Origin of the sequence: Hoylesella enoeca JCM 12259 (assembly GCF_000613405.1) — a bacterium.
In the GTDB taxonomy this organism is placed as follows: domain Bacteria; phylum Bacteroidota; class Bacteroidia; order Bacteroidales; family Bacteroidaceae; genus Prevotella; species Prevotella enoeca.
The window spans coordinates 1-3,244 of record NZ_BAIX01000085.1; the positions used below are offsets into that span (position 1 = coordinate 1).

At 48.7% G+C, this 3,244-nt stretch carries 4 protein-coding genes and 1 pseudogene; all 5 read right to left on the reverse strand.

What is annotated here, in order from left to right; all coding sequences use genetic code 11:
• Window positions 1–671, reverse strand: a 671-nt coding sequence (gene traN / locus JCM12259_RS12495) for a conjugative transposon protein TraN (protein ID WP_025066695.1), incomplete at its 3' end; no start/stop codon positions are given.
• Between the two features lie 48 nt (window positions 672–719).
• Window positions 720–1,991 carry a conjugative transposon protein TraM gene (gene traM, locus JCM12259_RS12500; protein WP_025066693.1) on the reverse strand — a complete coding sequence of 424 codons (1,272 nt, stop codon included), beginning with the start codon at window positions 1,989–1,991 and terminating at the stop codon, window positions 720–722.
• Window positions 1,984–2,286: a hypothetical protein gene (locus JCM12259_RS12505; protein WP_021583847.1), complete on the reverse strand. Its 303-nt coding sequence runs from the start codon at window positions 2,284–2,286 to the stop codon at window positions 1,984–1,986. Before JCM12259_RS12505 ends, traM begins: the two co-directional genes overlap by 8 nt.
• Window positions 2,287–2,290: 4 nt before the next feature.
• A pseudogene (gene traK / locus JCM12259_RS15575) lies at window positions 2,291–2,913 on the reverse strand (conjugative transposon protein TraK).
• 50 nt (window positions 2,914–2,963) lie between these two features.
• The coding region (locus JCM12259_RS12515) for a TraJ family protein (protein ID WP_025066694.1) at window positions 2,964–3,244 on the reverse strand (281 nt) is incomplete at its 5' end.

Sequence of the window (3,244 nt, forward strand, 5' to 3'; positions counted from 1 at the left end):
TCCACCGAGTACGGCATATTCGTATCGTTTTCCATACAAGTGTGGAAATACAGCAAGCCGTTATGGGCATACAAGCCACGAAGCAGAAACTTCATGCCGAACTGCTGTGCACCGATGTGCTTGATGGTACGCTTGTCGTTCTGATAGATAGTTTGCATCATCAGTTTTACTAATACGGGCGACTCGTTACCGAGTTCCTTAAAGTAAATGTCAGAGCGATTGCTTGGCAGTCTACCTTCCGTCGTGGAAAGAAAGTCTTTCATCTCGATACTTAACTTCTCCGGCTCATCGGCATATTTTACGTTGAAAGCATAAAAAGAGCCGTCCTCGCAAATGACACTCATATTGGTCTCTGTCTCAAAGTCCTTCACCGAAGCCTTTACACGCAGTACGTTCTCTGCATCCTCTGCCTTTCCTGCAATGATATTCTGCGAACCTAAGTCTACATAACGAATAGCAGAAGGGAAGATAAGATGCACGGTCTTGTCAAAGGTAACGTCCAGACCATACGGCAGTACGACACGTCCCGTTGGTATGGCACGGCTCATACCTTGAAACAGCTCTCCCGAAGTAAGCGGACGGTTGGGTGTCAGACCATCATTGTTTTCCTGTGCTGTGGCTGTTGCTCCCACCATGGTAAGCATAGCCATTGATAAAATAATTTTCTTCATTGTTCCTTTTGATTTGATGTTATTTTTTACTTATCATTTTCGATTGTTTTATTTGGACTGAACCAAGAAAAGGCGGTAGCCACCCTTGAGCGTTACCTTGATGGTGCGCAGTTTCTTCTGAAGCAGCTGACTTGCGCCCTGCATCACCCCACGTGCAGCCTCTGAGATAATTTGGTCTTTGGCAGAGGAAGCGAAGGTAAAGGATGTGCCCATTGAACCACCGATGTTCGCCCCAACTTCCTTAAGCGCATTGATGTCCTCCGAGCCTGGTATATACACTCCCTCCTGTCCGTCTGTGTCGTATGCCGAGAGTTTGACGGCTATGATATGGCCGTCCACCTCAATGCTTTTGACAAGCAGGTGCATACGGTTACCCTCAATCTTAGCGACGGCTATCAGTCGGCTCTGTCGTGGAATACGCAAGCCCTGCACTTTGGCACTTTCAAGCAGACGGAGCACGACATTATCGCCCTCTTTGAGCGTCGTTGTCCTGTCCACCACCACTTTGAGTGTGTTGCGCATCGTGGGTGCAGCCGCACTTGCGAGCGAATGGAAGCCCAAGTTGCGTGCTTTCGTGCCATACTCCTTGATGAAGTCAGCGTCGCTCATCGGCTGCCCCAGTGAGGACACTACCTGTTTGCGTTCCGCCAAGATTTCCATTGCAGGCAAGTCGGCCGAACCTCCGCTTATATTACTGCCCATACTCTGACCTTTGTTCGTTGACGTTTGCCCTTTACCCTCGGTAAAGTCATTACCCAAAGATGGTGCAGCGGCAGAAGCCTTGGGAAGATACTTCGCTGCCATCTGATAGCTCTTTTCCATCAGTGCAAGCTGCCGTTTCTCTTCATTGTCCTCCCTACTATCCTTTTGAGATAGTTCTTTCTTTAGATTATCAATCTCCGAGCGCAAAGCTTCACGCTCCTGCTCGTGTGGGTCGGGAGCGTAAAATGAGTTCAAGAGCCGATTGTTCTCCTCATAGCGATGCATGGAGTTTTCTATCTTTGCCGTAGAAGCAGCCGTTTCTGCACGCTGCTCCTCTGATGGAGCAGTGTTCTGTGCAAAATAGTCCGATAGCCTGCCCATCTCCTCACGGGTCTGTTCCTCCTCGTGTGCCTTGTCGCCCAATTCATAGGCTTTGAGCTTGTTATCCGTCAGTTTTTCTGTCGTTGCCTGCGGGATGCTGTCATTGAGTCCCTGCTCCGCTGCAGTCTTATCCTTGCCCGAAGGTGCGAAGATAAACCACATCGAGAGGGCAAACAGCAGTCCCAGTCCTCCGAAGACCAAGCCTTTCTTCATTTGTTCCTTCTGTTTATTATCCATTTTCCTTGATTGTTTGATGATGTTGTAGGTAAAAATTGCCGTGTAACTCTTGTAAGGTGCTGTCCGTCCGTATGGGACTGTCCATCAGCTTTCCTGTGGGGATGGGTAGTTTCTCCTTCTTTGGAGGAAGGAAAAACTGCGCTATCATCCAGAGCGAGCACAGCAGATAGATGAAACTCAGCCCATAGACGATTTCCTTTCTCTGCCTTATCGTGAGTCTTTCACACCGATGGCGGAGCCACAGGTGAAAGCGCAGATAGTGACGCGAGAGTAAAAAGTTTCTTTTTCTTGCCATAACCTTATCGTTTATAAGTCTGTATGTCTCTGTTCTCCTTGACGAGGAAGTTCTCCATCAGGAAGCCCTGCGGATTGTTATCCGAACGGACAGAGTTCTGCAGCGTGCAGGTCGTAACAAGACTGCGCTCTGTAACATTACTCTGACGGACGATAAACTCCCGTGCATAGGTCGTTACCGCATAAGGGTAAGTATTAAAGTTGCAGTGAATAGAGTCCACCTCTATGCGCTGATTGACATTACCCGATATGGCACGGTTATAATAGCCCTTCTCTGCCAAGTCTTTGTAATAGTTGAAAGCCGACTTGTCACACAATACAAAGGCACGTTCCATGTTCTTTTCGATGGCATCCTTGTCAGGCGCAATGGTGAAGAACAGCTCATGGAAGCGACGTACATGCTCCCTTGCCTCTACAGGGCGGTTACGACTTGCATCCTGACTGAGGGCAAGCATGAGTGACTTTCCCTGGTCAAGCACATAGATTTTCTCCCGTTGCTCCTTGGCGAAGCTGTACGAGGCATAGAGGCATAACCGCTTATCGCCACGCAGACGATAGCAAAGACAAAGGCGTATAGTCTTATCTGTCTGAATGAAGTCTCGATATTACCAAGTGATTTGAATTCCATTTCTTTTTCCTTTTATAGCTGTTGATGAATTAAGCATTAATGCTCCATTTCTATTTTCCTTTAAGCAGTGCTCCCTTGATACGTCCACCGACATTGCCGATGACCGACCCGGCACCTGCTGCGGCATATCGTCCGCCCGTGTAGGCACTTTGTGCACCGCGCTGTGCAGCTTGATTGACATTGCGACCATAAGAGCCGATACCGCCTCCTGCTTCGATAATCCAGCCTGCAACGGTGGGAACGCAGAAGTAACCCACGATACCGATAAGGAAGAAGACGATGTAGTACCACGTCCCCGAATCAGGCAGGTAGTTGGGGTCACTGAGCGCTT

Coding starts and splice junctions, on each gene's coding strand:
- JCM12259_RS12505 (WP_021583847.1), bottom strand. CDS start 2,286: ATGGCAAGAAAAAGAAACTTTTTACTCTCGCGTCACTATCTGCGCTTT.
- traM (WP_025066693.1), bottom strand. CDS start 1,991: ATGGATAATAAACAGAAGGAACAAATGAAGAAAGGCTTGGTCTTCGGA.